A 26,289-nucleotide genomic window follows, 5' to 3' on the forward strand; every position below is an offset into this window, starting at 1 on the left:
CTTGCAATTTCTTCTTCGCGGGGCGCTGCCGGGTCACTTGCCGCGCAGGGCAAGCACTTCGGCCGGCTGCACCAGCTGGCCCGTCTTGTTCGACCAGCTGTTCTTGGTGTACGTGGCCACTGCCGCGAGGTCGGTATCGCTCAGTTGTTTCCAGGACGGCATCGCGCCGTTGTTCTGGCCGTTGAGCAGCACGTGCAATTGCACCGAGTGATCGGCGTCGAGCACCTTCGGATCGCCGTCGAGCGCCTTGATCGGGCCCGCGCCCTTGCCGTTGGCCTGGTGGCAGGCGGCGCAATTGGAGGCATAGACCTTCTCGCCGCGAACCAGCATGTCGGGCAGCGTCCAGACCTTGGTCGGGTCGTCGAGCTTGGCGGCGGCGACCTTGCGCTGGTCGGCCACCCAGGCCGTGTAGTCACCGGCCGAAACCACCTTCACGTGGATCGGCATGTAGGCGTGTTCCTTGCCGCACAGTTCCTGGCACTGGCCGTAGTAATCGCCGATGGTCTCGGCACGGAACCAGGTGTCGCGCACGAAGCCGGGAATCGCGTCCTGCTTGAGGCCCAGTTGCGGCACGGCGAACGCGTGGATCACGTCGTTGGCGGTGGTGATGATGCGGATCTTCTTGTTGACCGGCACCACCAGCGGGTAGTCGACCTTGAGCAGGTAGTCGTCGGGCATCACGCCCTTGGCGCCTGCATCGGACATCGCGCGCTGCGAGCTGTCGAGCGTGGAGATGAAGGCCAGGCCCTCGCCTTCGCCGTTCAGGTAGTCGTAGCCCCACTTCCACTGGTAGCCCGTGGTCTTGATCGTGAGGTCGGCGTTGGTGGTGTCCTTCTGGGCCACCAGCACCTTGGTGGCGGGCAGCGCCATCACGATCACGATGAGGAAAGGCACGATGGTCCAGATGACCTCGACCACCACCGATTCATGGAAGTTGGCCGCCTTGTGGCCGACCGACTTGCGGTGCTTCCAGATCGAATAGAACATGACCGCGAACACGGAGACGAAGATGACCGTGCACAGAATCATCATGACCGTGTGCAGGAAATGCTGTTCCTGCGCGATCTTGGTCACACCGACCGGAAGATTCAGCTGGCGCACCGAAGGGCCGCCGGGCAGATCGTTGACTGCGTGCGCCGCGCTGCTGAACGCCGCGCCGGCCGCCAGCAACAGATTCGCCGGCCTGTACTTATTGCGCCAAATGCTCTTCATCGTGTTCACGTTTCTTCAATTTTTCGACAAACCCAACCGTGCAGCACTGCGCGAGCCCCCTCAGGCGCCGCGCAACGCCATTCGAATCTCGCGGGCCAACGCCGCTCGCAACTCCGGGCGTACATAGCGCCCTACCCTGACCGATCGACCCTGTCCCGAGACCTCGATCAGCGAGCGATCGCCGGTCTGCGGTTCGATCCGCACCTGGTGCGGAAGAAATTCCGTGCGTTCGTAGTGCCCACCGTTCTCGAGCTCCACGACAAGTCGCCCACCCTGCAGCGCGATCTTCTCGCCATCGGTCGCGTGCCGTGCGTACACCATGAACGCAAACCCGACAGCGGCCAGTTCGAGCCAGGCAAATGGCAGCACCAGCGGCGCACCGTGCAGCCAGAACACCGTGCCTGTGCCGAGCGATACCACGCACAGCGAGGCATAGAGCCAGGCAAGCTGGCTCGGCGTCACCGAGCAATTGCGCTTCAGGAACCAGTGGATGCTCTGGCCTGAAACGGTGGCAAATCGAAACACGGAATTCGACACGGGCGAGTTCAGCAAATCGGAGCGTCGATGGCCGCCAAACCCCTCGTACAAACAGGATCCGACACCCCTCGATCGCGGGACAATACCCGCGAGTTTCACGCAACGGCGGATTGTAGCGGGTAGATATCTGCACCCGAGTGCCGCATGGGACGCCTACGGGTCACTACTAGTAGGCAAAAAACAGCCCGTGCGTCAGGCGTTTTTGCCACGCAATCAACAGCCGATCACGCGCCCGGACGACCCCGTTGAAGCATCGATCGCATCTCGCGCAACGACACCGCGCTTTCGGCCGACAACGACACGCGCGGCGTCGGCTTGAAGGCATGGCCGTAGATGACCTCGAAGGTCAGTGCGATGTGGCCCGCAGCACCCTCGGCGGGCGCGAGTTCGGGCAGCGCCGTCTTCAGCGCCTTGTGCCACGTCTTGCCACGCAACGCGCCGAAGCGCGCCGGATGCAGGTTGCGCCCGAGCGTGCGCAGCTCGGCCAGCGCCGCCTCGGGTGTGGCCCAGGTCAATACGATGCGCTCCATGTCCATCACCGGCTCGGCGAAGCCCGCGTGCACCAGCATGTCGCCCCAGTCGTGCATGTCGGTGTACTCGTGGCCCGCAGCGGGCCAGCCCAGCCGGGCATGCAGCGCGCGCAACTCGCGCACGGTGTCGGGCCCGAGGCAGGAGAACATCAGGAAGCCGTCGGTCGCCACCAGCCGGTGCCATTGCGAGATCAGCGCCTCAGGGTCGGCCGCCATGTGCAGCGACATGTTGGCCCAGAGCAGGTCGACGCCCTCTTCGGGCGGCGCATCGAAGCGCGCCTTGCCGCCTTGCCAGCGGCGCGCGCTCCACCAAGGGGCGGCCAGCGCTTCGCCGGTCGCGGCGGCCAGCGCCGGCTCGGGTTCGATCACGAAGGAGGCTGCGTCGCGATAGCGCTTGGCCACCAGTTCATGCGCCTCGAGCCCGCCGCGCAGCGGAGCCCAATCGGCCCATGAGCTGGGCTGGGCCTTGATCCATTGCAGCCGGTCTTCCATCCGGCGGCCGATTTCCTCGTGCAGCCAGGGCGAGCCATCGGCGGGCGCGAGCCGACGCCAGCGGGCTGCCGCCGTTGGGTCGATGGTCGGCGGTCTTCTTGCGGGGTCGGTGGCCATGGGGCCGTGAGTATATTGAGCCCATGTTCAGCCATCAGGCCTTGAGGCCATTCCGGCCTTTCACTTCGCTGCTCGCACGGCTGCCCAGCCAGTGCGAAGTCTGCCGCGCATGGCCCTCGCAGCCTGTGTGCGATGCCTGCGTGGCGCGCTTCGCCCCGCCGATGGCGCGTTGCAGCGGCTGCGCCCTGCCGGTGCCCGAGGGCGTGACCCGATGCGGCGAATGCCTGCGCCACCCGCCGCCACTGGACGTCTGCCTGACCGCCTGCACCTACGCATGGCCCTGGCCGGACTGCATCGCCCGCTTCAAGTTCGATGGCGACGCAGGATGGGCCGGCCCGCTCGCCACGCTACTGCGCAGCGCGCCCTGGGTGGAGCCCGCGCTGGAGCAGTGCGACATCGTGCTGCCGATGCCGCTGGCGCCCGGTCGGCTGCGCGAGCGCGGCTTCAACCAGGCGCACGAACTGGCGCGGCGCCTGTCCCCCGCCAAGACCGATGCCACCTTGCTGCTGCGCACGCGCGAAACGCCGGCCCAGAGCGGCCTGGCGCGTGCAGAACGCCTGCGCAATCTGCGCGGCGCCTTTGCCGTGGAGCCCCTGCGCGCGGACAAGGTACGAGGCCGGCGCATCGTGCTGGTCGACGACGTGATGACCAGCGGCGCCTCGCTGTTCACAGCGGCCGAAGCCCTGCGGCTGGCCGGCGCGGTCCACATCACCGCGATCGCGCTGGCCCGCACCGACCCGCCCCGCTGACACGGCGTGAATCACGGCCTCGGCCCGTCGACAATCGGCGCATGTTCCATATCGTCCTGGTCCACCCCGAAATTCCGCCCAACACCGGCAACGTGATCCGGCTGGCCGCCAACACTGGCTGCACCCTGCACCTGGTCGAGCCGCTCGGCTTTTCGATGGACGACCGCCTGCTGCGCCGCGCCGGGCTTGACTATCACGAGTACGCCGAGGTCAAGCGCCACGCCGACTGGCAGGCGCTGCTCGATGCAGAACGGCCTGCCGCCGACCGCATGTTCGCCCTGACCACGCGCGGCACGCGCGCCGTGCACGACGTGCACTTCCAGCCTGGCGACTGGCTGGTGTTCGGCTCGGAAACCAGCGGACTCCCGCCGGCAGTGCGCGACGGTTTCGCCGAGCCGCAGCGCCTGCGGCTGCCGATGCGCGAAGGCCAGCGCAGCCTGAATCTCTCGAACGCGGTGGCCGTGACGGTGTTCGAGGCCTGGCGCCAGAACGGCTTCGGCTGACATAAAGAAACAAAGAAGTCGCCCCTTGCGGCGACAGAGGCACATCCGATCGGCCCGGCACGCCGTATGGAAGACATGCAGGCACGCGATGCGATCAGCGCATCGGGTCCGGCATCCGGCCTCTCAACGCTTTGCCCCAAGGAGTTCCACATGAACGCCAAGTCGATTGCCCTCGCGACCTTCGCCACCCTCGCCCTCAGCACCGGCGCCCAGGCTTTCCAGGGTGAACAGAATCCGCTGCCGCCCGCACCCTTCCAGTCGACGCTGTCGCGTACACAGGTACAGGCCGATGCACGCCAGCCATTGCAGGTCAGCAATGGCGGCACCGGCGTGGCCCGCGCGACCACGGGCAATGTCGATCGCGCCGCGGTGCGCACCGGGGCGCTCAGCATCACGCGTGCCGGTGCCGCCACCTACGGCGACGTGACCGACCGCCGGATGTAAGAGCCGGATGTAAGAAGAAAGAAGAAGGCGCCCGCCGCCTCAGCGGTAGCGCCGCGCCACCGATTCGGCCACGCAGGCCGGCTTGGCAGCGCCTTCGAGCTCGATGGTGGTTTCCCAGGTCATCTGGAAGCCATCGTCGGCAATCGGCTCCGAGCTCAGCAGCTTCATGCGCGCGCGCAGCCGCTTGCCCACCGGCACCGGCGACATGAAGCGCACCCGGTTCATGCCGTAGTTCACGCCCATGCGCGACTCGACCACGTCGATGGCCGCCTCGAAGAATCGCGGCAGCAGCGACAGCGTCAGAAAGCCGTGGGCAATCGGTGCGCCGAAGGGACCGGCCTTGGCCCGCTCCACATCCACATGGATCCACTGGTGGTCGCCCGTCGCCTCGGCGAACAGGTTGACCTGCTCCTGCGTGATGGTGATCCAGTCGCTCACGGCGACTTCCTGGCCGACGCAGGCGGAGAGATCCTGAAGGGTCTGGAATGTCTTTTTTGTCATGCGAGGCATTCTGGTGCCAAGGGTGTTCGGCCGGCTGTCGGGCTTGCGACAACCGGAGTCAGGGAAAACAGGGGATTGCGGGCGCCGCCGGGCCGCCCCAAGGCGACCGCGCCTCCCCCACGGGGGGTGGCGAATTACACGCAGCGAAGCGGAGTGAAAAGCCGGGGGGCCTCAGTTCTCGAGCCAGTCGCAAATCGGCTGCCACTGCTCCAGGTCGCGCTGCACGCGGCCCGGCGCAATGTCGAACAGCGTGAGTCCGCGTGCCGCCAGTTGCACGTAGTTCTGCGTGTCGCGCAGCTCGCCCAGCACCGGCACGCCCAGGCCTTCGATGAACTCATGCAGCCGGTCGGCCGCCAGCGTGCGGGCGTTCACCCGCATGCCCACGAGGCCGATCTTCGTTTTCTCGGCGCGGCGCTGCTCCATCAGCCGGTCGAGGAAATCGCGCGTGGCGTAGATGTCGAAGATGCTCGGCTGCAGCGGCACGATCACCCGGTCGGCCAGCCCCAGCACCTCCTTGAAGCGCCAGCCGTGCAGGCCGGCCGGCGTGTCCAGCACCGCGTGCGTGGTGCCGCGTGGTGGCCGCACCACGGTGCTTTCGCCCGTGGCCTCCCAGGTGGAAATGGGCCGCGCCATCGGCGGGCGCAGGCCCAGCCAGAGCCGCGAGGACTGCTGGCGATCCACATCGCCCAGCATCACGGCATGGCCGCGGCTTGCGAAGTAGCCCGCGATGTTCGTCGCAATCGTCGACTTGCCAACGCCACCCTTGGGGTTGGCGACCAGAACCACCGGCATGGGGATCTCCTCCAGAGCTGGAACAGGCCAGCATCGTAGTGCCTCGCCCGATCTGGCCGACGAACCGCCCCGGACTGCGCTAATGTTCGCGGCATGACGACAACAACATCCATGGGAAACCCCGCCGGCGAAACCGGCGGCATCTACGTGCTGGCGGCCCATCCGCACTGGCGCGATTCGCGCGTCAACCGACGCATGCTCGCCGCCGCGCGCGGCGTGCCGGGGGTCGATGTCAACGACCTCTACGGCAGCTACCCCGATTTCGCCATCGACATCGAGGCCGAGCAGGCCCGGCTCGCCAAGGCCAGCCTGGTGGTGCTGCTGCACCCGATCCAGTGGTATTCGATGCCGCCGCTGCAAAAACTCTGGCTCGACGACGTGCTCAGCTATGGCTGGGCCTACGGCCCCGGCGGCACCGCCCTGCAGGGCAAGGACTTCTGGCTGGTCGCCACCACCGGCAGCCCCGAGCCCAGCTACCACCCGCAGAGCTACCACCGCTACTTCTTCGACGCTTTCCTGCCGCCCTACGAACAGACCGCCGCGCTGTGCGGCATGCGCTTCCTGCCGCCGCTGATCTTCCACGGCGCGCGCAGCGCCAGCGAGGCCGACGTGAAGGCGCATGTCGACGTGTTCGCCCAACGGCTGGGCAGCTACCCCGCATGGCCAGAGCTCGATGAACTCGACGTCTGCGTGGCCTGCCCGGTGCCCGAGACCGACCGCCCCGCCGAATCCGACGACATTGGCAAGGTGCTGTCCAGCGTCTACCAGTCCGCGATGAGCCGTGGCCTGGCCTCCGTGTCCGCCGCCAACGAAGCGAACCCCAAGGAAGGCGCGGCCTGAGCATGGAACACGCACCCGCCTGGCTGACCAGCAGCCTGATTTATCTGAGCGCCGCCGTGCTGGTGGTGCCGCTGTCCAAGGCCCTGGGCCTTGGCTCGATCATTGGCTACCTCGTGGCCGGCATCGCCATCGGCCCCTGGGGTCTGGGCCTCGTGTCCAGTGTCGAGGACGTGCTGCATTTCGCCGAATTCGGCGTGGTGCTGATGCTGTTCCTCGTGGGCCTCGAACTCGAACCCAAGCGCCTGTGGAACCTGCGCCGGCCCATCTTCGGCTGGGGCGCCGCGCAGGTGCTCAGTTGCGCCGCCGTGCTCTTCGCCGTCGGCTGGGCAGTGGGCGCCGAATGGCGCGTGGCACTGGTGGCATCGCTGGGCCTGGCGCTGTCGTCCACCGCCATCGCGCTGCAGGTGTTCGGCGAACGCAACCTGCTCAAGACGCCCAGCGGCCAGGCCGGCTTCTCGATCCTGCTGTTCCAGGACGTGGCGGCCATTCCCATTCTTGCGCTGCTGCCGCTGCTGGCCGGCGCCACCGCCGCCGAGCAATCGATCAGCGGGCTGGACCGTGCGCTGGAGGCCGCAAAGATCATCGGTGTGATCGCCGGCATCATCCTCGGCGGCCGGCTGCTGCTGCGCCCGCTGCTGCGCTGGATCGCGCGCAGCAACACGCCCGAGATCTTCACCGCCGCAGCCTTGCTGCTGGTGGTGGCCATCGCGGCGCTGATGCAACTGGTGGGCCTGTCGATGGCGCTCGGCGCCTTCCTCGCCGGCGTGCTGCTGGCGGAAAGCGAATACCGGCGCGAACTCGAAACCGACATCGAGCCCTTCAAGGGCCTGCTGCTCGGCCTGTTCTTCATCGCCGTGGGCATGTCGATCAACTTCGGCGTGCTGATCGCCAGCCCCTGGCTGATGGCCGCACTCGTGGTCGGCTTCATGGTCGTCAAGCTGGTCGTGATCTATGCGCTCGCCAAGGCGATGGGCCTGGCCTACCAGGAGCGGCCGGTGTTCACGCTGCTGCTGGCGCAGGGCGGCGAGTTCGCCTTCGTGGTGTTCCAGGCGGCGGGCCCCGACGTGCTGCCGCCCCACATCACCTCGCTGCTGATCGGCGCCGTGGCGCTGTCGATGCTGCTGTCGCCGCTGTTGCTGGTGCTGCTCGACAAGTTCGTGCTGCCGCGCTACAGCCGCAACCAGGGTCCGCAGCTCGAAGAAATCTCGGAGCAGCAAGACGCCAAGGTGCTGATCTGCGGCTTCGGCCGCTACGGCCAGATCGTCGGGCGCATGCTGATGTCGCAGGGCCTGCGCGTGACGGTGCTCGACCACGACGCCGACACGGTCGAAGGCTTGCGCCAGTTCGGCTTTCGCGTGTTCTATGGCGACGCGACGCGGCTCGACCTGCTGCGCACCGCAGGCGCCGGATCGGCCAAGGCCATCGTGGTGGCGGTGGACGACATCGAGCAATCGCTGGAGATCGTCGACCTCGTGAAGGAAAACTTCCCGCAGGCCCGCATCATCGCGCGGGCCCGCAACGTGACGCACCTGTTTCAGTTGCGCGACCGCGGCGTGACCGATGTCGAGCGCGAGGTGTTCGAGTCGTCGCTGCGCAGCGCCCGCTCCACGCTCGAAGCGCTGGGCTGGCCGGCGCACGAGGCGCGCGAGTCGACCATGCGGTTCCGACAACGGAACATCAAGCTCAGCGACGAGATCTACCCGCACTACAAGGACCGCGCCAAGCTGATCGCAGCCAACAAGGAAGGCCGCCAGCAGTTCGAGGAACAGATGGCGCGCGAGCGCGAAGAGCGGCAGCGCCGCTCGGGACGCGACTGGGACCGGCTGGAAGAAGACGAAGGCACCGACGCCGAAGCGAAGGCGCCCTGAACCTCAGACCGGCACGGTCAGGTACACGCCTTCGCGGCCGATCACCGGCGCGCGCGTGGGCATGAAGATCGTGCAGCCGTCGCAGGGCGAGCGGATTTCGCAGCCCGCGTCGACCGCGATCAGCTCGTCCTTGTGGAAGACCTCGAAGCCGATCACGGGCCGCACGAAGGCAAACGCGTCGGACTGCACCATGTGCACTTCGAGCAACCGGAACCGGCGTGCCGGCTCCGCGGCCGCAGCAAGGTCCCGCACCGGATCGATGAGCCCCAGGTGCGCCAGGAAACGCAGCGACACGTCGGTGGCCAGGTCGGCCGCCGACTGGCTGAAATGCTGGCCGCATTCGACCACCACCGCACCGCCGTCGATGCCAGCCTCGCCGTGACGGCCATAGCCCGTCACGCCCGTGCCGGGTGCAGCGCCCACGGGCATGACGAGGTGCACCAGCGGGCGGCCGACGGCCAGCGCCAGGCCCGCATTGCGCTCGAACTCCGGATAGACCCAGAAGGGCACCACCGGCGCGCGCGTGGAATGGATGTCCAGCACGTAATCGGCCGCATCGAGCACGGGCCGCAGTTCGCGTGCACGGCGCAGTTCGGGGCTTTGCTGCGTGCCGTCGAGCATGTCCGTCGACCAGATGCGGTTGAGGTTGTGCACCAGTTGGCGGTTCTCATAGGGCCGGTCGATGTCGAAGGCGTTGTAGGCCTCCACATGCGCAAAGCTCACGGTGAGCGTGCCGATCTTCGGGCGCACGCCCGCGTCGAGCAGGTGCGTGGCCGCGACCATGCCGCAGATCTCGTTGCCATGCGTCAGCGCATTGACCAGCACATGCGGCCCCGGCCGGCCCGAGGCGAAGCGGTGCACGTAGTCGATGCTGGTGTTGCCCTGCCGGTAGGCCGAGATGTCGCGCGGAAGCACCTCGAGCGGCGCGGTGTCGGGAGCGAACGATGCATGCGTCATGCGCTCACTCACTCGCCACGGATGCCCGCGCGCTTGACCATCTCGCCGTAGAGCGCCAGCCGCTCGGACATCATCGCGGTGAACTGCGCGGGCGACTGCACCTCGGGCGCGAGCGAGCCGCGCGACAGCAGCGCCTCGACCATGACCGGCTGGTCCGCCACCGAGCGCACGGCCTTGTGCAGCGCGGCGATCACCTCGGGCGGCGTCTTCGCGGGCGCGGCCAGGCCGATCCACGACGTGGTGTTGAGCACCGGGTAGCCCAGTTCCGCGAAGGTCGGCACATCGGGCAGCGCCGCGAAGCGGGTCGGCGCGGCCACCGCCAGCGCGCGCAGCTTGCCGGCCTGGATGTGTGGCAGGAATGGCGCGAGGTTGTCCAGCCCAAACTGCACCTCGTTCCCGATGAGTGCGGTCACCAGCGGGCCGCCGCCACGGTACGGCACGTGCGTGGCATTGAGCTGCAACTGCGACTTCATCAACTCCACATTGAGCTGCCCCATGCTGCCCGGCCCGGCGCTGCAGAAGTTCAGCTCGCCCGGGCGTGCCTTCACCAGCGCGACGAATTCCTTGAAGGTCTTCGCGGGCACTGCCGGGTTCACCAGCAGCACGTTGATGGAGCGGGCGAGCTGGCTGATCGAGGCGAAGTCCTTGATCGGGTCGTAGCCCGGGTTGGCTTGCGTGAGCGGATTGGCCAGGTGCGAACTTTGTGAAGACACGACGAGCGTGTAGCCGTCGGGCTTGGCGCGCGCGACCTGCGCACTGGCAATGGAACCACCGGCACCGCCACGGTTGTCGATGACGATCGCCGTGCCCAGCGCCTTCGACAGCGGCTCGGCGTAGAGCCGGGCAATCAGGTCCACCGAGCCACCGGCCGGAAACGGCACCACCAGCGTGATCGGCCGCGACGGGAAGGCCTGGGCATGCGCGGCCAGGGGCAACAACAACGCCGTCAATCCGGCGCCGAGGATCTCGCGCCGCCGAAGGGCGGGCACTGCGGTGGTGGGGCTCATGGGAACGTCCTTGTGTCCTGGTGCATGGGGGAGCTTGCGAATCCGGCTCGGAATCGTGCGCGCATTCTTGCAAGTCAACCATATTTTTGCAATACTCTTTGCAAAAATGAGGTTTCACCGATTCCGCATGCAGAATGCCCCGCGACCATGAATCTGAACCAACGCATCTCGGGTTACAGCAAGAAGCTCACGAAGACCGAGCGGCTCCTGATCGAGGAGCTGCAGGCGCACCACCCACAGGGCTTGCTCGAATCTGCAACGGGCCTTGCAAAAAAGGTGGGCACCAGCGCATCGACCGTGGTGCGGCTGCTCGCCAAGCTAGGCTACGAAAGCTACGCCCAAGCGCAGATGGAAGCCCGCCTGGAGGTGACGGCCCTGCTGGCGTCGCCCGCCACGCGCGCGGATGCCGTCATCAACGACGACGCGTCCATCCGCTCCTGCCTGGACAACGCACTGCTGCACGACCAGCACAACCTGGCAGTCACGTTCGCATCGCTCGACGTGGCCGCGTTCGAGGCCGCGGTGCGGCTGCTCACGCAGCGCAAGGTGCGCGTGCATGTGCTCGGGCAGCGGCACGGCGCCTCGATGGCCAGCCACCTGGCGCTTCACCTGAACATGTGCCTGCCCGACGTGCGGCTCATGACGTCGACGAGCCCACTGCTGCTCGAAGACCAGTTGCTCTGGATCGACGAACACGACCTGCTGCTCGCGCCCACCTTCAGGCGCCACTCGCTCGCGATCGCGCGCGCGGCGAAGTACTTCCGCCAGAAGGGCGCGAAGGTCGTCGTGATCACCGACGGACCGACGGCCCCCGCGGCTGCATCGGCCGATCACCTGCTGCTGGTGCGCACCTCCAGCGCATCGCCCTTCGATTCGTACACAGCCGCGCTGTCGGTCTGCAATGCGCTGATCACGGCCGTGGCACAGCGCCGCAAGAAGGAGATGGGCGCGGCGCTCGAGCGCGGTGATGTACTCTGGGAACAGCACTGGAACGACGCGGCCGATCCGGCGCGCCGCGCGCCTTCAGGCCGCTGACACCGCAGGTTTGTCGAGCCCCAGCAGCCGCACCGCATTGCCCTTGAGGATGCCCGGCATCACCTCGGGCTTGAAGCCGGCCGCCTCGAAGTCCTTCATCCAGCGATCGGGCGTGATCAGCGGGTAGTCGCTGCCGAACAGCACGCGGTCTTTGAGCAGCGTGTTGGCGTACTGCACCAATTGCTTGGGAAAGTACTTGGGGCTCCAGCCCGACAGGTCGATCCACACGTTGGGCTTGTGCGTGGCCACGCTCAATGCCTCGTCCTGCCACGGGAAGCTGGGGTGCGCCATGACGATCTGCATGTCGGGGAAGTCGATGGCCACGTCGTCCAGGTGCATCGGGTTGCTGTATTCGAGCCGCAGGCCGCCGCCGCAGCGCATGCCCGAGCCGATGCCGCTGTGGCCGGTGTGGAAGATGGCCGGCAGCTTGTATTCGGCAATCACCTCGTAGAGGGGCCAGGCCATCTTGTCGTAGGGGTGGAAGGCCTGCACCGTCGGGTGGAACTTGAAGCCCTTCACGCCGTGCGACTCGATGAGCCGCCTCGCCTCGCGTGCGCCCATCTTTCCCTTGTGCGGATCGATGCTGGCGAAGGCAATCATCATGTCGCTGTTCTGCTGCGCGGCCTCGGCGATCTCTTCGTTCGGGATGCGGCGGCGGCCCATGTTCGATTCGGCATCGACCATGAACATCACCAGGCCGATCTTTCTTTCACGGTAATACGCCACGCTCTCGGCAATGGTCGGACGGCCGCTCGATCCGAAGTACTTGTCGGCGGCGCGGTCGTATTCCTCGCCGTAGTTGTCGAACGGGTTCCAGCAACTCACTTCGGCGTGGGTGTGGATGTCGATGGCAATCAGGTTCTGGTGGTCCATGTCGTTGTCTCCGGTACGGGTAAGTCCCTAGGATTCTGGAGGCCCAAGTGCCTTGAATTGATTATTTATCATAACCATAATTGAGCGCAACCCCGAACATCACCATGACCCATCCAGACCTCCAACTCGACATCCGCGACGAAGTCGCCATCGTCCGTCTGACGCGCGGCGCCAAGCGCAACGCCCTGTCGGACGGCCTGATCCTCGCGCTGCGCGACACCTTCGAGCAACTGCCATCCACCGTGCGCGCCGCCGTGATCGACGGCGAAGGCCCGCACTTCTGCGCTGGCCTCGACCTGAGCGAGCTGAAAGAGCGCGACGCCGGCCAGGGCATGCAGCACTCGCGCATGTGGCATGCCGCGCTCGACCTGATCCAGCACGGCCCGGTGCCGGTGATCGCGGCGCTGCACGGCGCGGTGGTCGGCGGCGGGCTCGAACTGGCCAGCGCCTGCCACATCCGAGTGGCCGACAAGAGCACCTTCTACGCGCTGCCAGAAGGCTCGCGCGGCATCTTCGTCGGCGGTGGCGGCTCGGTGCGCATCCCCAAGCTGATCGGGGTGGCGCGCATGACCGACATGATGATGACCGGCCGCGTCTACAACGCGGAAGATGGCGAGCGCGCCAACTTCGCGCAGTACCTGGTCGATGAAGGCTCCGCCTTCGACAAGGCCCTCGAACTCGCCAAGCGCGTGGCCACCAACGCACCGCTGACCAACTACGCGCTGATGCACGCGCTGCCGCGCATCGCCGAACAGTCGGCCGACCACGGCTTCTTCACCGAGGCGCTGATCTCCGGCATCGTGCAGGCCGCACCTGAAGCCAAGGCGCGCGTGCGCGACTTCCTCGAAGGCCGCGCCGCGAAGGTGAGCAAAGGATGACCGCCGTTCGATACCGCCCGCTGGCCTTCGGCGTCACCCGCGCGGTTCTGCGCGACGGCGCACCGGGCACGCAGTACCTGCAGGCCGAGACGCCACTCCAGGCCTACCGCGATCGCATGACCGACCGGCTCCAGCACTGGGCCGAAGCCGCGCCCGAGCGCACCTTCATCGCCCGTCGTGAACGGCTGGCTGACGGCAGCACTGGCGACTGGCTGCGCGTGAGCTATGCGCAGGCGCTGCAAGAGGCGCGCGGTATCGGACAGGCATTGCTCGACCGGGGCCTGAACGCGGAACGCCCGGTCGCGATCCTCAGCGAGAACGGCATCGAGCACGCACTGCTCGCACTCGGCTGTCTCTACGCCGGCGTGCCCTATTGCCCGGTGTCGCCGCCCTACTCGCTTGTGAGCCAGGACTTCGAGAAGCTGCGCCACGTCTTCGACACGCTGACACCCGGCTTGGTGTTCGCCGCCGACGCCGCGCGCTACGGCCGCGCCATTCAGGCAACCGTGCCGGCCGGCACCGAGGTCGTGCTCGCAGAAGGCACGCTCGAAGGCCGCGCCACCACCGCCTTCAGCCTGCTCGCCGCCACGCCGGCCACGCCCGCCATCGACGCCGCCATGCGCGCGACCGGCCCCGACACCATCACCAAGTTTCTCTTCACCTCGGGCTCCACCAAGATGCCCAAGGCCGTGATCAACACGCACCGCATGTGGTGCGCCAACCAGCAGCAGTTGCGCCAGTCGATTCCCGCGCTGGGCGACGAACCACCGGTGCTGGTCGACTGGCTGCCCTGGAACCACACCTTCGGCGGCAACCACAACGTGGGCATCGTGCTGGACAATGGCGGCACGCTCTACGTCGACGACGGCAAGCCCACGCCCGCCGGCATGGCCGAGACGCTGCGCAACCTGCGCGAGATCGCGCCCACCATCTACTTCAACGTGCCCACCGGCTTCGAGGCCATCGCGCAGGCGATGGAAACCGATGCGGTGCTGCGCCGCAACCTGCTGTCGCGCGTGAAGATGTTCTTCTACTCCGGCGCCGCGCTGTCGCAGCCCGTGTGGGACAGCCTGCACAAGACGCAGGAAGCCGAAGTCGGCGAGCGCATCGTCATGGGCACCGGCCTGGGCATGACCGAGTCGGGCCCCTTCGCGCTCTACGTCACCGGCCCCGAAGTGAAGTCGGGCGACGTGGGCTTGCCCGCGCCCGGCATCGAGATCAAGCTGATCGAAGTCGACGGCAAGACCGAGGTGCGCTACCGCGGCCCCAACATCACGCCCGGCTACTGGCGCGCGCCCGAGGCCACGGCCGAGGCCTTCGATGACGAAGGCTTCTTCTCGACCGGCGACGCGGTGAAGTGGATCGCCGACGACAACATCCACCGCGGCCTGCGTTTCGACGGCCGCATCGCAGAAGACTTCAAGCTCGCCACCGGCACCTTCGTGAGCGTGGGCCCGCTGCGCGCAAAGATCATCGCGGCCGGTGCACCCTATGTGCAGGACGCGGTGCTGACCGGCATCAACCTGAAGGAAGTCGGCGCGCTGATCTTTGCGACGCAGAAGGTGCGGCAGCTCGCTGGCCTCAGCTCCGACGCCACCATGCAGCAGGTGCTCGAAAGCGAACCCGTGCAGGCGCACTTCCAGCAGGTCGCCAACGAACTGTCCGCCATGGGCACCGGCAGCGCCAACCGCATTGCGCGGCTGCACCTGATGGCCGAGCCGCCTTCCATCGACAAGGGCGAGGTGACCGACAAGGGCTCCATCAACCAGCGTGCCGTGCTCAAGCACCGCGCGGCGCTCGCCGATGCGATGCACGCCGACACCCTGCCCTTCACCTTCAAGCCCCGCTAACCCATCCAGGAGACACAAGAAATGAAGATCGAAGGACAAGCCGCACTCGTCACCGGCGGCGCATCGGGCCTCGGTGAAGCCACCGCACGCGAACTCGCGCGCCTGGGCGCCAAGGTCGCGGTGCTCGACCGCAATGCGGCGCTGGCAGAGAAAGTAGCGGCAGAAATCGGCGGCATCGCCTGCGTCTGCGACATCACCGACACCGACAGCGTGAATGCCGCGCTCGACAAGGCCGCTGCCGCGCATGGCCCCGCGCGCATTTTGATGAACGTGGCCGGCATCGGCAGCGCCAAGCGCATCGTCGGCAAGGACGGCAACCCCGCACCGCTCGAAGACTTCGTGCGCGTGGTCAACATCAACCTGATCGGCGGCTACAACATGGCGCGCCTGTTCGCGGCACGCTGCGCCAAGCTCGAAGCCCTGGACAACGGTGAGAAGGGCGTGATGCTCTTCACCGCGTCCGTTGCGGCCTTCGACGGCCAGGTCGGCCAGCAGGCCTACAGCGCCTCGAAGGGCGGCCTCGTCGGCATGACGCTGCCGATGGCACGCGACCTCGCGCAGCACGCCATCCGCGTGTGCACCGTGGCGCCCGGCCTGTTCGCCACGCCGCTGCTGCTGGAGCTGCCCGAGGCGGTGCAGCACTCGCTGGCCGCGTCCATTCCCTTTCCGCCGCGCCTGGGCAAGCCTTCCGAATTCGCCGAGCTGGCCTGCCACATCGTCACCAACGGCCACCTCAACGGCGAGGTGATCCGCCTGGACGGCGCGCTGCGCATGGCGCCGCGCTGAGCTTTCGTTCGTCAGTTCGCTTCACTTCCAACACATCAGGAGACACCGATGACCTTCAAGAAGACCACCCTCGCCGCCGTGATGGCGCTCATGGCCATGGGCATGGCCCGTGCCGACATCACCATCGGCGTGGTGCAGCCGCTCACCGGCCCGGCCTCGGGCCTGGGCATTCCGGTGAAGAACGGCATCGCGATCTGGCCCAAGACCATCGCGGGTGAAACACTGAAGGTCGTCGTGCTCGACGATGCCACCGACCCGACCACCGGCGTGAAGGATGCACAGCGCCTCGTCACCGAAGACAAGGTCGACGTGATCGTCGGCTCCAGCGCCACGCCGGTCGCCATCCCGATGGCCGACGTGACCGCCGAAGCCGGCACGCCGCAGTTGTCGACCGCACCGGCCGGCCTGCCGCCGGGCAAGGACAAATGGTTCTTCCGCCTGCCGCAGTCCAACGACGTGATGGCCTTCGCAGTGGTCGCACACATGAAGAAGCAGAACGTGAAGACGGTCGGCTTCCTCGGCTATACCGACGCGTATGGCGAGCTGTGGCTCAAGGCGCTGACCGCCGAGGCCGCCAAGAACGGCATCAAGATCGTTGCCACCGAACGCTTTGCGCGTGCCGACACCAGCGTGACCGGCCAGGTGCTCAAGCTCACCTCGGCCAACCCCGACGCGATCCTGATCGTGGCCTCGGGCAGCGGCGCGGGCATGCCGCAAAAGGCCGTGATGGAGCGCGGCTACAAGGGCAAGGTCTACCAGACGCATGCCGCCGCCACGCAGGACCTGATGCGCACCGCCGGCAAGGATGCCGAAGGCACCTTCGTCGTGTCGGGCCCCGCCACCGTGGCCGAGCAATTGCCCGACAGCCATCCGTCGAAGGCGGCAGCCGTGGCCTTCGTGCAGGGTTATGAAAAGGCCTACGGCCCCGGCTCGCGCAACCAGTTCGCCGGCCACGCGGCCGACGCGCTCACGGTGCTCGAAAAGGCGGTGCCGGTCGCACTCAAGAAGGCCAAGCCCGGCACGCCGGAATTCCGCGCCGCGCTGCGCGATGCGTTCGAAGGCATGGGCCGCACGGTGCTCGCGCACGGCGTGCTGAACTGGACCGCGCAAGATCACTGGGGCTACACGACCGAAACGGGCGTGATGCTCAAGGTCGTGAACGGCGCCTTCAAGGTCGAGCAGTAATCCTCCAACAAGCCCGCGCCGCGAACCCACGCCATGGATTTTTCAATCGCCAGCATCCTGACGCTGGATGGACTCACCAATGGCGCGATCTATGCCCTGCTGGGCATGGGCATCGTGCTCGTCTTCACGGTGACCCGCGTCATCTTCATTCCGCAGGGCGAGTTCGTGGCGTACGGCGCGCTGACGCTGGCGATCTTCCAGACGGGCAAGACGCCGGGCACGGTGTGGCTGCTGCTGATATTGGCGGGCGTCGCCGCGCTGATGGACCTGGTCACGGTGTGGCGCCATCGCGGCAGCGCGGTGGCGGGGCTGATGGCGGCTTTGCGCACCTTCGCGGCGCCCGCCGTGATCTGTGCGGTGTCGGCCTGGGCCGGCCCGCGCAACCTGCCGCTGGGCGTGCAGGCGCTGCTCACGGTGTTCATCGTCACGGCTTTCGGGCCGCTGGTGTACCGGGTGGCTTATCAATCGCTGGCCGGGGCCAGTTCGCTGGTGCTGCTGATCGTCTCGGTCGGCGTGCACTTTGCGATGACGGGGCTGGGCCTGTTGTTCTTTGGCGCGGAAGGCTTTCGCAATCCGCCGTTCTGGGACGAGCGCATGGCGCTGGGGCCGCTCAATGTGAGCGGGCAGGCGCTGATCATCTTCGGTGTGTCCGCGGCGTTGATCGTGTTGCTGTGGCTGTTCTTCGAGCGCAGCCTGTACGGCAAGGCGTTGCGTGCCACGGCCGTCAACCGGCTGGGTGCGCGCCTCATGGGCATCTCCACGCAGGCTGCGGGGCAACTGACCTTTGCGATGGCGGCGCTGATCGGCGCGCTGTCGGGGCTGCTGATCGGGCCGACCACCACCGTGTTCTACGACTCGGGTTTTCTCATCGGCCTGAAGGGCTTCGTGGCGGGCGTGATCGGCGGGCTCGCGAGCTATCCGGGTGCGCTGCTTGGGGCGCTGGCCGTGGGGGTGATCGAGGCTTTTGGTTCGTTCTGGGCCAGCTCGTTCAAGGAAGTGATCGTGTTCACCATCATCCTGCCAGTGCTGTTGTGGCGTTCGCTGCGCAGCGGTCATTCGGATGAGGAGCATTGATGAAGACTTGCTCTTCTGTGCGTCGCGTTGTGCGTTCTGAGCGCTGCTGTTGTTCAGGGCGTCGCACACGCCGACACGGTGCTCTTTTTCGCGAATGTCCCCCGCTTCGCTCCTCCTTTATTTCGCGAAAAAGAGCACCGTATCGGCGCGAGCATTGGACAGAGCGGTCGTTGATCGCAGGATCAATAGCAGCGTGCCCCAGTGCGAATGGCACCGGGTGCTCCTCGCAGCGAAATAAAGGAGGAGGGAAGCGGGGGACATTCGCGGAGGGGAGTTCCCGGTGTCATTCGCACGCGCCCCGGACCAGCGCATTCAAAACACAACCGGCCACGGATCACTGACATGGAAGCGCTACTGAACCCTTCTTCGGCCCAAGCGCCCGACAAGAGCCTTCTGCGCACCTGGGGCCCACTCGCGCTGATCCTGGTGCTTGTCGCGCTGCCGCTGTTGCCGCTGCCCGACTTCTGGATCATCCAGCTCAACTACATCGGCATCTACACGCTGCCGGTGCTCGGCCTCGTGCTGCTCACCGGCGTGGGCGGGCTCACCTCCTTCGGGCAGGCGGCCTTCGTGGGCATCGGTGCCTACACCACCGCCTACCTGACGGTGAACACCGGCCTGTCGCCATGGGTCACGCTGTTCATCGGGCTGGCGTTGACCGGCATCAGCGCGGCGATCATCGGCGCGATCACGCTGCGCATGTCGGGCCACTACCTGCCGCTGGCCACCATCGCGTGGGCACTGTCGCTGTACTACCTGATGGGCAACCTCGACGCGCTGGGCAAGTACGACGGCATCCTGGGCGTGAAGGGACTGTCGCTGTTCGGCTTCGAGTTCGGCCAGCAACGCTTGTTCTACGGCGTGGTCTGGGTCTTTGCGATCCTCGCGGCCTTCGCGGTGATCCGTCTGCTCGACTCCCGCAGCGGCCGTGCCATCCGTTCATTGGCGGGTGGCTCGCAGATGGCCGAGGCGATGGGCGTGAACACGCTTCGCTTCAAGATCGGCATCTTCGTGCTGGCGGCCATGCTGGCGTCGATCTCGGGTTGGCTGTTCGCGCACTTCCAGCGCACGGTGAACCCCTCGCCCTTCGGGCTGAAGATGGGCATCGAGTACCTCTTCATGGTGGTGCTCGGCGGTGCGGCCCATGTGTGGGGCGCGATCGCCGGCGCGGGCGTGGTCAAGCTGCTCGAAGACCAGTTGCAGGTGCTGCTTCCCAAGTTGATCGGCACCAGCGGCAGCTACGAGCTGATCGTGTTCGGCATCATGATCGTGCTGGTGCTCAAGTACCTGCCCGAGGGGCTGTGGGCGTTTGTCGATCGCCGCCTGCCGAGGCCGCGTCGCAGCGTCGACTGGCAAGGTGCGAAAGACCTGCCCGCGCGCACCAAGCCGGCCGCCGGCGAGGTGGTGCTCGACGTGCAGGCGATCCGCAAGACCTTCGGCGGGCTGGTGGCGGTGAACGACATCAGCTTTCAAACGCGCGCCGGCCAGATCGTGGGCTTGATCGGGCCGAATGGCGCGGGCAAGTCGACCACCTTCAACCTCGTGACCGGTGTGCTGGGCCTGTCGGGCGGCGCGGTGCGTTTTCGTGGCGAGGCCATCGGCGGACTGGGCGCACGGCAGATCGCGCAGCGCGGCGTCTCGCGTACCTTCCAGCACGTGAAGATGGTGGCCGACATGACGGTGCTGGAGAACGTGGCGTTGGGCGCGCATCTGCGCGGGCGCAAGGGCGCCGTTGCCGCGATGCTGCGCATCGACCGCGCCGAAGAGCGTGCGCTTTTCCGCGAAGCCGAGCGTCAGCTACAGCGCGTGGGCATGGGCGACTACCTGCACGAGCTGGCGGGCAATCTTGCGATGGGTCAGCAGCGCCTGCTGGAAATTGCACGCGCGCTGTGCGCCGACCCGGCCCTGCTGCTGCTCGACGAGCCGGCAGCCGGTCTGCGCCACAAGGAGAAGGAAGCGCTGGGCCAGGTGCTGCGGCAACTGCGCGGCGAGGGCATGAGCATCCTGCTGGTCGAGCACGACATGGGGCTGGTGATGGACATTTGCGACCACATCGTGGTGATGGAATTCGGCACGCACCTGATGGAGGGCACGCCTTCCGAGGTGCAGAACAGCGACAAGGTGCGGGCGGCTTATCTGGGCACGGAGCACTGAAATGCCATCTTGCTTTTCTGTTCTTCGCGTTGTGTTTGGCGTGCGTTGTTCTCGGCGCTGCCGTTCAGGGCGACGCTCACGCCGACACGGTGCTCTTTTTCGCGAATGTCCCCCGCTTCGCTCCTCCTTTATTTCGCGAAAAAGAGCCCCGTATCGACGCGAGCGTTGGACAGAGCGGTGGTTGATCAGCGATACACCAGTAGCGTGCCCCTGTGCGAATGACGCCAGGTGCTCCCCGCAGCGAAATAAAGGAGGAGCGAGGCGGGGGACATTCGCGGAGGGGAGCTCCTGGCGTCATTCGCACTCGCCCCGAACAAACGCACAAAGAACACAAACAACGCGCGCGGAGCCACTGACATGACACAAAACACTCCCCTGCTCCGCATCCGCGACCTGCATGCCGGCTACGGCCGCGCCGAAGTGCTGCACGGCATCGACCTGCAGGCCGACCAGGGCAGCGTCGTCACCGTGATCGGCCCGAACGGCGCGGGTAAATCCACGCTGCTCAATGCGCTCATGGGCGTGCTGCCCGCCAAGGGCGTCATCGAGTTCAAGGGCCAGCCCATCTCGGCAATGACGCTCGAAGAACGCGTGATGCTCGGCATTGCGCTGGTGCCCGAAAAGCGCGAGCTGTTCGCCACCATGCCGGTCGAAGACAACCTCGTACTCGGCGCGTTTCGCCAGGTGCGGTTGGGCAACAAGCAATGGCGCGACCGCATCGACGAGGTCTACACGCTGTTCCCGCGGTTGAAGGAGCGCCGCGCGCAACTGGCCGGCACGTTATCGGGCGGTGAACGGCAGATGCTCGCGGTGGGCCGCGCGCTGATGTCGCGCCCCACGCTGCTGATGCTCGACGAACCCAGCCTTGGTCTCGCACCGCTGGTGGTGCAGGAGATTTTTCGCACCGTCGATGCACTGCGCGCCACTGGCGTGACCATTTTGCTGGTGGAGCAGAACGCGCGCGCCGCACTCGAAGTGGCGGACCACGGCTATGTGCTCGAGATGGGCAGCGTGAGTCTCGAAGGTGAAGCGAAGAAGCTGGCCGTCGATTCGCGCGTGATCGACACCTACCTGGGTGCGGCACGCAAAGCTGCCTGAAGAAAGAAGCCGCGGCCTTCGCGGCAAGGAGACGACATGACCCGACCGCGCCATCTTCACCTCGGCCTGTGCGCGACTGCGCTCGGCATTGCCGCATTGCTGGCGGCGTGCGCCAGTCGCGCCCCCGCGCCGCATGCGCCACTTGCCGCCGCTCGCCCCGGCACGCTGCAGGCCTGCACCGATCTTGCCGCTCGTGCTGCGTTGCCAAGCACCGCCTACACCTCGGTCACCGAAGTGCCTGCCGGCACTGTCACGGTCGGCGGCATTGCGATGGCCGCACCCGCGCACTGCCTCGTGCAGGGCCGCATGAACGAGCGCACGAGCCCCGTCGACAACCAGCGCTACGCCATCGGCTTCGAGATGCGCCTGCCCGTTGCATGGAACGGCCGCTTCTTCTACCAGGCCAACGGCGGGCTCGACGGCGTGGTGGTGCCCGCGCTGGGCGGCATCGGTGGCGGCGGTCCGCGCAGCAGTGCGCTGCAGATGGGCTTTGCCGTCATCAGTTCCGACGCGGGCCATGCGGGTTCGATGGGTCCGCGCTTCGGGCTCGATCCGCAGGCGCGACTCGACTACGGCTACAACGCGGTCGCGCAGCTCACGCCGATGGCGAAGAACCTGATCGCCAAGGCCTATGGCCGCGAGCCGGACCGTTCGTACTTCGGCGGCTGCTCCAACGGCGGCCGGCATGCGATGGTGGCGGCAGTGCGCTCGGCGGGGCAGTACGACGGCATCCTCGCGGGCGACCCCGGTTTCAATCTGCCGAAGGCGGCGGTGGCGCAGCTCTATGGGGCGCAGCAGTACGCGGCCATCGCCAGCGCGAAGACGCCGGCCGGCCAGCCCGACCTGCAGAGCGCCTTCACGCCGGCCGAACTGAAGCTCGTGGCCGACAAGGTGCTGGAGCGCTGCGATGCGCTCGACGGCCTGGCCGACGGGATCGTGTCGAACGTCAATGCCTGCAGGACGCGCTTCGACATCCAGGCCGCTGTGCCGACCTGTGCTGCGGGTACGCGCGACGGTCTGTGCCTCAGCGCACCGCAGAAGAACGCGCTCGACAAGGTCTTCAAGGGCGCACGCAACAGCGCGGGCCAATCGATCTACAGCAGCTTCCCGTTCGATGCAGGCATCGGCGGCAGCAACTGGCGCGAGTGGAAGTTCGCGAGCCCGCCGACGCGCGATGCCGGTGCCGTGGCCTTCATCTTCAGCACGCCGCCACTGGCCGACCGACCGCAAGGGCTGCCCTTCGCGCTGGGCTTCGACATGGACCGCGATGCGCCGCGCATCGCGGCGACCGACGGTCTGTTCCGCGAATCGGCGCTGTCCTTCATGACGCCGCCCGATGCCGCGAACCTGGGTGCGCTGCGCGACCGTGGCGGCCGGATGATGGTCTATCACGGCACCAGCGATCCGGTGTTCTCTTCGGACGACACCGCTGCCTGGTACGAGCGTGTGCAAGCCGCGAACGGTGGCGATGCCTCTTCATTCGCGCGCTACTTCCCGGTGCCCGGCATGAACCACTGCGCGGGTGGCCCGGCCACCGACCAGTTCGACATGCTGAGCGCGCTGGTCGACTGGGTCGAGCAGGGCAAAGCGCCCGCGTCCATCACCGCTTCCGCGCGCGGCGCTGGCACGCCACAGCCCAACGCCGAGGTGCCGTTCAACTGGTCGCCGCAACGCACCCGGCCGTTGTGCCCGTATCCGCAAGTCGCAGCCTACATCGGCGGCGACACCGAGCGCGCCAGCAGCTTTGCTTGCAAGAGCCCCGCACCCTAGATTTTTCAAAAGCCCCGATGGACTACCAGCCCCGCCCCGAAGACATCCGCTTTCTGCTCAACGCCGTGCTCGATGCGCCAATGCGCCTGCGCGCACTCGCGCCCTTTGCCGAGGTCGACGAAGCCCTGCAGTCGCAGGTGCTCGAAGAGGCCGCGCGCTTCGTCGGCGAGGTGGTGGCGCCGATCAACCGCGAGGGCGATGAAGTCGGCTGTCGCTTCGCCGATGGCGAGGTCGTCTCGCCACCGGGCTTTCGCGCGGCCTACCAGGCCTTTGTCGATGGTGGCTGGCCCGCGCTCTCGGCTGCCACGGAAGACGGCGGACAGGGCCTGCCTGCCGTGCTCGAAGCGGTGCTCTACGAATGGCTCGCCGCGGCCAACCATGGCCTCACGATGGCGCCAGGCCTGCTGCATGGCGCCTACGCCTGCCTCAAGCACCACGGCAGCGAGGAGCTGAAGCAACGCTATCTGCACAAGATCGCGACCGGCGAATGGCTTGCCACGATGTGCCTGACGGAAGCGCACGCGGGCAGCGACCTGGGGCAGGTGCGCACGCGCGCCGTGCCGCAGGCCGATGGCAGCCTGCGCGTGAGCGGCGGCAAAATTTTCATTTCGGGCGGCGAGCACGACCTGACGCCGAACATCGTGCATCTCGTGCTGTGCCGGCTGCCGGATGCGCCGGCCGGCCCCAAGGGCCTGTCGCTGGTGCTCGTTCCCAAGCTGCTGTCCGATGGCACACGCAATGCGGTGCACTGCGAACGCATCGAAGAAAAGATGGGCCTGCACGGCAGCCCGACCTGCACGATGCGCTTCGACGAAGCCACCGGCTGGCTGATCGGTGAACCGGGCCGGGGTCTCGCCGCGATGTTCGTGATGATGAATTCGGCACGCCTGCATGTGGCGCTGCAGGGCATCGGCCTGCTCGATGCCGCCTGGCAGAAGGCCGATGCCTATGCGGCCGAACGCCGCCAGATGCGCGCGCCCGGCCCCGTGCCCGCAAGCCGGGGCAACGAGCCCGCCGACCTGATCGCCGAGCATCCCGCGATCCGCCGCATCCTCGACACGCAGCGCGCCTGGATCGATGGCGCGCGCACCCTGGCCTATCGCAGTGCGCTGATGCTCGACATCGCCGCGCACGACGCCGACTCCAAGGCCCGCGAGCGAGCGCAGCGCTGGTGCTCTCTGGTCACACCGGTGCTCAAGTCGGCATGCACGCAGCAGGCCTTTCACGGCGCGAGCGAATGCCTGCAGGTGTTCGGCGGCCACGGCTACGTGCGCGAATGGGGCATCGAGCAGGTGGTGCGCGATGCACGCGTGACGATGATCTACGAGGGCACCAACGAGATCCAGGCCATCGACCTGCTGGTGCGCAAGGTGCTGCCCGATGGCGGCGCCGCCATGTCGGCCGTGCTGCTCGAGTTGCGCGACACGCTCGACGCCTCGCGCGAGGCCGATGCCGACGTGCAGCGCCGGCTGGCGCAGTTGCGCTACCTGGGCACCACCGTCGCGATGGCCGCACACGCCAACCCCGTGCTGCCATATGAAGCGGCCGACGACTACCTGCGGGTGGTGGTGCTCACCATGTTGGCCTGGGCCTGGGCGCGCATCGAGGTGGCCGATGAAGCGACCGCCTCGAATAACCCGGGCCGCGCCATGCGGGCACGGGCTGCGGCGGCCTTCCGGCGCTGGGTGCTGCCGGAGTTCGAGATGCGGCTGGGCATCGTCAAGCGGGCCTGCGAGACCGTGGCCTTGACGCATTCGGCAGAAACGACAAAGGCTGCCGGTGTCGCGCAGTAGGCATCCAGCGACCGCGCGAGCGGTTACGCTCTTGCCATGCGCCCTTCAACGAAATCCGTCCCCGCGAAAGGCGAGCTGACCGCGGCGCCGCAAGGCAAGTCCGACCGGCTCGACGCGCGCATGCTCGAAACCCTGGTCGGCTACAACGCCCGCCGCGCCTGGCTGGTCGTCAGCGACCTTTTCGCAGAGCGCATGGCGCCCTACGGGCTCAAGCAGATCGACTTTTCGGTGCTGTCATTGCTGGCGCACAACCCTGGCGCCACTTCGCGGCAACTGTGCAACACGCTCGACATCCTGCCTCCCAACCTCGTGAGCCTGGTGGCCACGCTGGACAGCCGGGGCCTGATCGAGCGCCGGCCGCATCCACATGACGGCCGCGCGGTGGGGCTGCACCTCACTCCCACCGGTGAAACGTTGATCCGCGAGGCCGAGCAGGCCGTGGTGCAGCTCGAAGCCGATGCCAGCGCCAAGCTCACGGCGCGCGAGCGCGAGACGCTCATCAAGCTGCTGCAGAAAATCTATCTCTAGCCGACGCGGTCAGAGGCCGCGCTCGACCATGTCGATCAGGCGCTGGCCGAGCGAATGGACGGCGGCGGCATCGGTGCCGCGCAGCGGCCCGTCGATGACGAGCAGCGCCAGGCCGTGCACCGCCGACCACGCGAAGTATTCGGCGTCGGGGCGCCGCGCCGGGTCGAGCACGCCCGCATCCACCAGTCGGTCGATGGCCGCGCTGAGCAGTTGGAAAGAGTCGAGCCCGCTGGCGCCGGCCCTTGCCGGGCCCAGCTCGCCATTGCCCTCGTCGGAAATCACGAACGCCGTGCGGAACAGGCCCGGCTCGGCCTGCGCGAACCGCAGGTAGGCGGTGCCGATGGCGCGCACCTGCGCCCGCGCAAAGTCGGCGGGTGGCTGGTCGCAGGGCAACACCGCCAGTTCTTTTTCCATCGCGCTGGCCGCCGCCGACAAGGCCGCTTCGCGCACCGCCAGCAGCAGTTCCTGCCGGCTGCCGAAATGGCGGTACGCCGCGTTCGGCACCACGCCCGCGCGCCGCGTGGCTTCGCGCAACACCACCGCGTCCGGGCCGCCATCGCGGGCCAGTTCGATGCCCGCGTCCAATAGCGCGCGGCGCAGATCGCCGTGGCGATAAGTGCTGCGGGCGGCGGGCAGGCCGGCGGGGACGTTGTTGAGCTTCATCGCTTCTCCATGTGGACACCGTCCATTATCTTTGTTATTCTTTGTGGACGGTG

General features: G+C 67.2%; 25 protein-coding genes. 16 read left to right on the forward strand and 9 right to left on the reverse strand.

The window, feature by feature from the left end; translation table 11 throughout:
* Nucleotides 1-33: 33 nt before the first annotated feature.
* From coxB to H7F35_RS06565, 3 genes are all read right to left on the reverse strand, one after another.
* Complete coding sequence (gene coxB, locus H7F35_RS06555) at nucleotides 34-1,212, reverse strand: cytochrome c oxidase subunit II (protein ID WP_187112122.1); 1,179 nt, start codon at nucleotides 1,210-1,212, stop codon at nucleotides 34-36.
* Nucleotides 1,213-1,272: 60 nt separating this feature from the next.
* Nucleotides 1,273-1,749, reverse strand: coding sequence for a DUF2244 domain-containing protein (locus tag H7F35_RS06560; RefSeq protein ID WP_187112123.1), 477 nt, complete (start codon nucleotides 1,747-1,749; stop codon nucleotides 1,273-1,275).
* A gap of 224 nt (nucleotides 1,750-1,973) precedes the next feature.
* Nucleotides 1,974-2,888 (reverse strand): class I SAM-dependent methyltransferase, encoded by a 915-nt coding sequence (locus H7F35_RS06565; protein ID WP_187112124.1) that lies wholly within the window; start codon nucleotides 2,886-2,888, stop codon nucleotides 1,974-1,976.
* A gap of 23 nt (nucleotides 2,889-2,911) precedes the next feature.
* Between H7F35_RS06565 and H7F35_RS06570 the strand changes: the two genes are divergently transcribed.
* From H7F35_RS06570 to H7F35_RS06580, 3 genes are all read left to right on the forward strand, one after another.
* Nucleotides 2,912-3,637: a ComF family protein gene (locus H7F35_RS06570; protein ID WP_187112125.1), complete on the forward strand. Its 726-nt coding sequence runs from the start codon at nucleotides 2,912-2,914 to the stop codon at nucleotides 3,635-3,637.
* 41 nt (nucleotides 3,638-3,678) lie between these two features.
* Entirely contained in the window at nucleotides 3,679-4,140 is a 462-nt protein-coding gene (gene trmL / locus H7F35_RS06575) for a tRNA (uridine(34)/cytosine(34)/5-carboxymethylaminomethyluridine(34)-2'-O)-methyltransferase TrmL (RefSeq protein WP_187112126.1), read from the forward strand.
* A 66-nt stretch (nucleotides 4,141-4,206) separates the two neighbouring features.
* The gene (locus H7F35_RS06580) at nucleotides 4,207-4,584 is read left to right on the forward strand and encodes a DUF4148 domain-containing protein (RefSeq protein ID WP_261803546.1); all 378 of its coding nucleotides are present in this window, start codon (nucleotides 4,207-4,209) and stop codon (nucleotides 4,582-4,584) included.
* Between the two features lie 39 nt (nucleotides 4,585-4,623).
* Here the strand turns inward: H7F35_RS06580 and H7F35_RS06585 are convergent, their stop codons facing one another.
* Nucleotides 4,624-5,094 carry a MaoC family dehydratase gene (locus H7F35_RS06585; protein ID WP_187112127.1) on the reverse strand — a complete coding sequence of 157 codons (471 nt, stop codon included), beginning with the start codon at nucleotides 5,092-5,094 and terminating at the stop codon, nucleotides 4,624-4,626.
* A gap of 162 nt (nucleotides 5,095-5,256) precedes the next feature.
* Entirely contained in the window at nucleotides 5,257-5,877 is a 621-nt protein-coding gene (locus tag H7F35_RS06590; RefSeq protein ID WP_187112128.1) for a ParA family protein, read from the reverse strand.
* A gap of 93 nt (nucleotides 5,878-5,970) precedes the next feature.
* Between H7F35_RS06590 and H7F35_RS06595 the strand changes: the two genes are divergently transcribed.
* Nucleotides 5,971-6,717 (forward strand): NAD(P)H-dependent oxidoreductase, encoded by a 747-nt coding sequence (locus tag H7F35_RS06595; protein WP_187112129.1) that lies wholly within the window; start codon nucleotides 5,971-5,973, stop codon nucleotides 6,715-6,717.
* A gap of 2 nt (nucleotides 6,718-6,719) precedes the next feature.
* The gene (gene kefC / locus H7F35_RS06600; protein ID WP_187112130.1) at nucleotides 6,720-8,585 is read left to right on the forward strand and encodes a glutathione-regulated potassium-efflux system protein KefC; all 1,866 of its coding nucleotides are present in this window, start codon (nucleotides 6,720-6,722) and stop codon (nucleotides 8,583-8,585) included.
* A gap of 3 nt (nucleotides 8,586-8,588) precedes the next feature.
* Here the strand turns inward: kefC and H7F35_RS06605 are convergent, their stop codons facing one another.
* Complete coding sequence (locus H7F35_RS06605) at nucleotides 8,589-9,542, reverse strand: succinylglutamate desuccinylase/aspartoacylase family protein (protein WP_187112131.1); 954 nt, start codon at nucleotides 9,540-9,542, stop codon at nucleotides 8,589-8,591.
* A gap of 8 nt (nucleotides 9,543-9,550) precedes the next feature.
* On the reverse strand, nucleotides 9,551-10,549 hold the full coding sequence (locus tag H7F35_RS06610) for a Bug family tripartite tricarboxylate transporter substrate binding protein (RefSeq protein ID WP_187112132.1): 999 nt from the start codon (nucleotides 10,547-10,549) through the stop codon (nucleotides 9,551-9,553).
* A gap of 147 nt (nucleotides 10,550-10,696) precedes the next feature.
* Between H7F35_RS06610 and H7F35_RS06615 the strand changes: the two genes are divergently transcribed.
* Nucleotides 10,697-11,584, forward strand: coding sequence for a MurR/RpiR family transcriptional regulator (locus tag H7F35_RS06615; protein WP_187112133.1), 888 nt, complete (start codon nucleotides 10,697-10,699; stop codon nucleotides 11,582-11,584).
* Here H7F35_RS06615 and H7F35_RS06620 read toward each other — a convergent pair.
* A complete protein-coding gene (locus H7F35_RS06620; protein WP_187112134.1) occupies nucleotides 11,573-12,457 on the reverse strand; it encodes an amidohydrolase family protein in 885 nt (294 codons plus the stop codon). The genes H7F35_RS06615 and H7F35_RS06620 overlap by 12 nt on opposite strands.
* Nucleotides 12,458-12,561: 104 nt before the next feature.
* Here H7F35_RS06620 and H7F35_RS06625 point away from each other — a divergent pair, with 104 nt between their 5' ends.
* From H7F35_RS06625 to H7F35_RS06670, 10 genes are all read left to right on the forward strand, one after another.
* Complete coding sequence (locus tag H7F35_RS06625) at nucleotides 12,562-13,335, forward strand: crotonase/enoyl-CoA hydratase family protein (protein WP_187112135.1); 774 nt, start codon at nucleotides 12,562-12,564, stop codon at nucleotides 13,333-13,335.
* Nucleotides 13,332-15,185: a feruloyl-CoA synthase gene (locus H7F35_RS06630; RefSeq protein ID WP_187112136.1), complete on the forward strand. Its 1,854-nt coding sequence runs from the start codon at nucleotides 13,332-13,334 to the stop codon at nucleotides 15,183-15,185. Before H7F35_RS06625 ends, H7F35_RS06630 begins: the two co-directional genes overlap by 4 nt.
* Before the next feature lie 21 nt (nucleotides 15,186-15,206).
* Entirely contained in the window at nucleotides 15,207-15,971 is a 765-nt protein-coding gene (locus H7F35_RS06635) for an SDR family NAD(P)-dependent oxidoreductase (protein ID WP_187112137.1), read from the forward strand.
* 48 nt (nucleotides 15,972-16,019) lie between these two features.
* Nucleotides 16,020-17,156: an ABC transporter substrate-binding protein gene (locus H7F35_RS06640; protein ID WP_187112138.1), complete on the forward strand. Its 1,137-nt coding sequence runs from the start codon at nucleotides 16,020-16,022 to the stop codon at nucleotides 17,154-17,156.
* 33 nt (nucleotides 17,157-17,189) lie between these two features.
* The gene (locus tag H7F35_RS06645) at nucleotides 17,190-18,230 is read left to right on the forward strand and encodes a branched-chain amino acid ABC transporter permease (protein ID WP_187112139.1); all 1,041 of its coding nucleotides are present in this window, start codon (nucleotides 17,190-17,192) and stop codon (nucleotides 18,228-18,230) included.
* Nucleotides 18,231-18,572: 342 nt separating this feature from the next.
* Nucleotides 18,573-20,384: an ABC transporter permease subunit gene (locus H7F35_RS06650; protein WP_187112140.1), complete on the forward strand. Its 1,812-nt coding sequence runs from the start codon at nucleotides 18,573-18,575 to the stop codon at nucleotides 20,382-20,384.
* Nucleotides 20,385-20,741: 357 nt separating this feature from the next.
* Complete coding sequence (locus H7F35_RS06655; RefSeq protein ID WP_187112141.1) at nucleotides 20,742-21,482, forward strand: ABC transporter ATP-binding protein; 741 nt, start codon at nucleotides 20,742-20,744, stop codon at nucleotides 21,480-21,482.
* A 36-nt stretch (nucleotides 21,483-21,518) separates the two neighbouring features.
* Complete coding sequence (locus tag H7F35_RS06660) at nucleotides 21,519-23,252, forward strand: tannase/feruloyl esterase family alpha/beta hydrolase (protein ID WP_187112142.1); 1,734 nt, start codon at nucleotides 21,519-21,521, stop codon at nucleotides 23,250-23,252.
* Between the two features lie 17 nt (nucleotides 23,253-23,269).
* A complete protein-coding gene (locus tag H7F35_RS06665) occupies nucleotides 23,270-25,045 on the forward strand; it encodes an acyl-CoA dehydrogenase family protein (protein ID WP_187112143.1) in 1,776 nt (591 codons plus the stop codon).
* 36 nt (nucleotides 25,046-25,081) lie between these two features.
* Nucleotides 25,082-25,573 carry a MarR family winged helix-turn-helix transcriptional regulator gene (locus tag H7F35_RS06670; RefSeq protein WP_187112144.1) on the forward strand — a complete coding sequence of 164 codons (492 nt, stop codon included), beginning with the start codon at nucleotides 25,082-25,084 and terminating at the stop codon, nucleotides 25,571-25,573.
* 9 nt (nucleotides 25,574-25,582) lie between these two features.
* On the opposite strand, the gene H7F35_RS06675 is transcribed toward H7F35_RS06670, so the two are convergent.
* Nucleotides 25,583-26,236 carry a TetR/AcrR family transcriptional regulator gene (locus H7F35_RS06675; protein ID WP_187112145.1) on the reverse strand — a complete coding sequence of 218 codons (654 nt, stop codon included), beginning with the start codon at nucleotides 26,234-26,236 and terminating at the stop codon, nucleotides 25,583-25,585.
* Between the last annotated feature and the right edge of the window lie 53 nt (nucleotides 26,237-26,289).

Source organism: Variovorax sp. PAMC26660 (assembly GCF_014302995.1).
Taxonomy (GTDB): Bacteria; Pseudomonadota; Gammaproteobacteria; order Burkholderiales; family Burkholderiaceae_C; genus Variovorax.

Coding starts and splice junctions, on each gene's coding strand:
- H7F35_RS06665 (WP_187112143.1), top strand. CDS start 23,270: ATGGACTACCAGCCCCGCCCCGAAGACATCCGCTTTCTGCTCAACGCC.
- H7F35_RS06605 (WP_187112131.1), bottom strand. CDS start 9,542: ATGACGCATGCATCGTTCGCTCCCGACACCGCGCCGCTCGAGGTGCTT.
- trmL (WP_187112126.1), top strand. CDS start 3,679: ATGTTCCATATCGTCCTGGTCCACCCCGAAATTCCGCCCAACACCGGC.
- H7F35_RS06565 (WP_187112124.1), bottom strand. CDS start 2,888: ATGGCCACCGACCCCGCAAGAAGACCGCCGACCATCGACCCAACGGCG.
- H7F35_RS06610 (WP_187112132.1), bottom strand. CDS start 10,549: ATGAGCCCCACCACCGCAGTGCCCGCCCTTCGGCGGCGCGAGATCCTC.
- coxB (WP_187112122.1), bottom strand. CDS start 1,212: ATGAAGAGCATTTGGCGCAATAAGTACAGGCCGGCGAATCTGTTGCTG.
- H7F35_RS06670 (WP_187112144.1), top strand. CDS start 25,082: ATGCGCCCTTCAACGAAATCCGTCCCCGCGAAAGGCGAGCTGACCGCG.
- H7F35_RS06645 (WP_187112139.1), top strand. CDS start 17,190: ATGGATTTTTCAATCGCCAGCATCCTGACGCTGGATGGACTCACCAAT.
- H7F35_RS06580 (WP_261803546.1), top strand. CDS start 4,207: ATGGAAGACATGCAGGCACGCGATGCGATCAGCGCATCGGGTCCGGCA.
- H7F35_RS06615 (WP_187112133.1), top strand. CDS start 10,697: ATGAATCTGAACCAACGCATCTCGGGTTACAGCAAGAAGCTCACGAAG.
- H7F35_RS06655 (WP_187112141.1), top strand. CDS start 20,742: ATGACACAAAACACTCCCCTGCTCCGCATCCGCGACCTGCATGCCGGC.
- H7F35_RS06590 (WP_187112128.1), bottom strand. CDS start 5,877: ATGCCGGTGGTTCTGGTCGCCAACCCCAAGGGTGGCGTTGGCAAGTCG.
- H7F35_RS06620 (WP_187112134.1), bottom strand. CDS start 12,457: ATGGACCACCAGAACCTGATTGCCATCGACATCCACACCCACGCCGAA.
- H7F35_RS06595 (WP_187112129.1), top strand. CDS start 5,971: ATGACGACAACAACATCCATGGGAAACCCCGCCGGCGAAACCGGCGGC.
- H7F35_RS06630 (WP_187112136.1), top strand. CDS start 13,332: ATGACCGCCGTTCGATACCGCCCGCTGGCCTTCGGCGTCACCCGCGCG.
- H7F35_RS06650 (WP_187112140.1), top strand. CDS start 18,573: ATGGAAGCGCTACTGAACCCTTCTTCGGCCCAAGCGCCCGACAAGAGC.
- H7F35_RS06585 (WP_187112127.1), bottom strand. CDS start 5,094: ATGCCTCGCATGACAAAAAAGACATTCCAGACCCTTCAGGATCTCTCC.
- H7F35_RS06675 (WP_187112145.1), bottom strand. CDS start 26,236: ATGAAGCTCAACAACGTCCCCGCCGGCCTGCCCGCCGCCCGCAGCACT.
- H7F35_RS06570 (WP_187112125.1), top strand. CDS start 2,912: ATGTTCAGCCATCAGGCCTTGAGGCCATTCCGGCCTTTCACTTCGCTG.
- H7F35_RS06640 (WP_187112138.1), top strand. CDS start 16,020: ATGACCTTCAAGAAGACCACCCTCGCCGCCGTGATGGCGCTCATGGCC.
- H7F35_RS06625 (WP_187112135.1), top strand. CDS start 12,562: ATGACCCATCCAGACCTCCAACTCGACATCCGCGACGAAGTCGCCATC.
- H7F35_RS06660 (WP_187112142.1), top strand. CDS start 21,519: ATGACCCGACCGCGCCATCTTCACCTCGGCCTGTGCGCGACTGCGCTC.
- kefC (WP_187112130.1), top strand. CDS start 6,720: ATGGAACACGCACCCGCCTGGCTGACCAGCAGCCTGATTTATCTGAGC.
- H7F35_RS06635 (WP_187112137.1), top strand. CDS start 15,207: ATGAAGATCGAAGGACAAGCCGCACTCGTCACCGGCGGCGCATCGGGC.